The organism is Streptomyces sp. NPDC059003, assembly GCF_042740445.1.
Classification (GTDB): Bacteria; Actinomycetota; Actinomycetes; order Streptomycetales; family Streptomycetaceae; genus Streptomyces.
In genome coordinates, this window is sequence record NZ_JBHYJH010000409.1 from 1 (window position 1) to 2,424 (window position 2,424).

The following is a 2,424-nucleotide window of genomic DNA, read 5'->3' on the forward strand; positions in this document are numbered from 1 at the left end:
GATCATCGACCGCATCTGCCGCTACTGCACACGAATCTCCGGACCGGCTCACTAGCCCTGGGCGAAACTCGGGCCGAATCCCGTCGCGCGGATCGGAGGTGTCGCGATTGGCGATCGCAGCGATTCCGCTTCAGGGGTTGGCTCATCGGACTTCTGGAGCCTGACGACCACGTCGGTGCCGCAGTAAATTCCGGGTTTACCGCGACAGGTGCTGACGGCCTTCAGGCGGGCGAGGAAAGATCTTGCCGCCCCGGCCCGGCTTGTACTCGCCGAGCCCACGCGTAGTGACCGCAGTGCCGTGTCACTCCAGGTCCCACCACCAAGAAATCGCTGGGTAGGCGAGGGCGCGGCCGTTGTGGGGTGGGGCGTGGGTGAGGCCGGCCCATTGCAGTTCGATGGCGTGGGGGTTGGCGCCGTCGGGGTTGGTGTAGCGGGTGGCGTGCTGGGCCCAGTCCAGGCAGTTGCGTACGGCGGTAAGCGCGATGTCGATCATGGCGCGGGTGTCGTGGCTGTAGGGACCTGCGGTGATCTGCTCGGCCAGGTGGAGGGCCTGGGCCATGATGCGGTCGCGGATCTGGGCGAGTTGGCGGGTGGCCTCGGTGACGGTGCTGTGGTGTTCTCGCATGAGGATGGGGATCGGGGTGGGCTCGGCTGCGGTGTCGTGGCCGGCCTGTTGGGCCATCCAGTGTTCTTTGGGGTAGGAATACAGGTCGTCGTCCAGCGTGATCAGCAGCCATGCAGCTTCGGTGACGGCGCGCACGAGCGGGTCGTGACGTTCGTCGTCGGGGAGCTGCAGGCCAGCGGCGATCTCAGCGCAGGTGATGGTGCTGGGGCCCAGTCCCAGGTGGGGGCGGACAGTCAGGAAGGTACCGAAGTCGGCGAGGTGGCCGCTGGTGCGGTGGGCTGCTTCCCATAGCCCAGCCCAGTAGGTGGCCTTGTTGTCGGTAAGCCAGCGGCGCCAGAGCGTCGGGCTGGTCTGTTCTTTGATCCGCGCGGAGAGGTCGGCGATGGCTGTGTAGAACACGTCATCCGGCAGGGGGCGGGTGTCCAGGGTGGTGCTGGCGTAGTCCAGGCCTTCGAACCATAGGCGCAAGGTGGTGGTGTCGGTGCTGCTAGGGCCGGAGTCGGTGCGCAGGTCATCGAAGGCAAACGCCAGGTAGGCCCAGTCAACGCCGAGCTGGGTCAGCTCGGTGGGCGCGTCGGGGGTCATGCGGGCCATCAGTTCGTGGGAGCGGGTGTCGGCGGCCCGTACCCGGTTGATCGGGTCGGTGAACAATCCCAGTGATTCCAGCCAGTCCAGGCCTCGTTTTTCCAGCAGTGCCTCATCGGGGTGGGGGCGGGGCGGCGGAAGCGGGCAGTAGAGGGACGGCACCTCGAACCGGACGCTCATGGGCACGTGTTCCTTCGCTCTCAGGTCAGCGGGGCCAGCGGCGCGAGCGCCGTGGCACCGGCGTATGTGATCGGGTCGCCTCGTCGGTGTTCATGCCGTCGGGTCCTGGTCTGGCTCGGAGGTGCTTGCCGGATGTTGGCGCAGAGCCTGTGGCTACGGCGGCGGGGGTGATCCCAGAGGCGCGGGTGTCACGGGAGTTCGCTTTGCGCACATGGAGGAGAACAGCCAGATAGATGAGGTTCGCTGCGGTCATGCCGAGACAGATGAAGCGAAGCAGGGGCGAAACGGTGACGTCGAAGTCCGTGGGCAGGTAGCGCAGGAACGCGATCGAGGCGACGATGATGGTCAGTAGTTGCAGAAGGCAGATGGGAATCGACAGGCCGCGGGTTGATCCTCGGCTGTAGAGCAGCATCGGGTAGGAGGTCATCGCGGCCAGCCATGTCCCCTCGGCGGTGTGGATGCCCCAGGTGTCCTGCAGGGACTGGTCGATGGCCGGGACGGCGAAGGCGGTGAAGCCGAGCGCTGCGGTGACCATCGCGTAGAAGGCCAGCCTGGACAGCCCGGGAAACTCGCGGGGGCCGTAGACCAGGAGTTGGTAGAAGATGACGGCGTGTCCGACGACGTACAGCCCGGAGACAGCACCCAGCATCGGTATCCACGGATGGTAGGCGCCCAAGGCGTTGCGGACATCCCACCCGATGAAAGCGCAGAGCGCGAGCAGCGGGACACCGTAAGTGTGGTCGAGGAAGCCTCGTCTGATCGTCAGTACATACGAAATATCGAACGTGGATCCGGCGATCAGGATGAATGTCGCGAACACCTAAGGCCTCCTGCGGGAAAGGTGGGGCTGCGCGAGTGCGGCTTCTGCGGCGGCAGGCGGGGGGGAGGGCCGGGCGGAGTTCTTTGGGCAGCGAGAACGTGATGGATTCCTCGGCTGCGGTGACGATCTCAATGTCCTCGAAACCGCGGTTCGCGAGCCACTCCAGCACGCCCTCGACCAGTACCTCGGGCACCGAGGCGCCGGAGGACAGGCC

2 protein-coding genes and 1 pseudogene are annotated in these 2,424 nt (G+C 66.1%); all 3 read right to left on the bottom strand.

The window, feature by feature from the left end; translation table 11 throughout:
• Positions 1 to 301: 301 nt before the first annotated feature.
• Positions 302 to 1,390: a terpene synthase family protein gene (locus tag ACFWZ5_RS46130; RefSeq protein WP_384893253.1), complete on the bottom strand. Its 1,089-nt coding sequence runs from the start codon at positions 1,388 to 1,390 to the stop codon at positions 302 to 304.
• A 25-nt stretch (positions 1,391 to 1,415) separates the two neighbouring features.
• On the bottom strand, positions 1,416 to 2,210 hold the full coding sequence (locus ACFWZ5_RS46135; RefSeq protein WP_384893256.1) for a hypothetical protein: 795 nt from the start codon (positions 2,208 to 2,210) through the stop codon (positions 1,416 to 1,418).
• A gap of 73 nt (positions 2,211 to 2,283) precedes the next feature.
• Positions 2,284 to 2,424 (bottom strand): annotated as a pseudogene (locus ACFWZ5_RS46140) (4-hydroxy-3-methylbut-2-enyl diphosphate reductase); the annotation flags it as partial.